The organism is Bradyrhizobium sp. LeoA1Lang (assembly GCF_055413685.1).
The window spans coordinates 1-264 of the sequence record NZ_JBVAPG010000586.1 but is presented as its reverse complement, the minus strand read 5'-3'; the positions used below and the strand labels follow the sequence as shown (position 1 = coordinate 264).

1 protein-coding gene is annotated in these 264 nt (G+C 58.7%); it reads left to right on the top strand.

What is annotated here, in order from left to right:
* Positions 1 to 29: 29 nt before the first annotated feature.
* Positions 30 to 264 (top strand): LexA family protein (locus tag ACZYOF_RS44595; protein ID WP_463719700.1); only part of this gene is annotated, 235 nt, incomplete at its 3' end.

The window sequence follows — 264 nt, the reverse complement described above, 5'->3', positions numbered from 1 at the left end:
CCTTGTCGGAGGCCGGGACGAATCCAGCGATGAGTCAAAAATCAGGCGCGAACTTGACCGAGAGGCAGGGTCACTATCTCGCTTTCATCCATACCTATTCGTACATGTTCGGACAGCCGCCCGCCGAAGCCGACATCCAGCGCCATTTCCGCGTCAGCCCGCCGTCAGTCCACCAAATGATCGTCACCCTCGAACGAAACGGCTTCATTCGCCGTCAGCCCGGCGTTCCCCGAAGCATCGAGATTCTCCTGCCACCCGAAAACT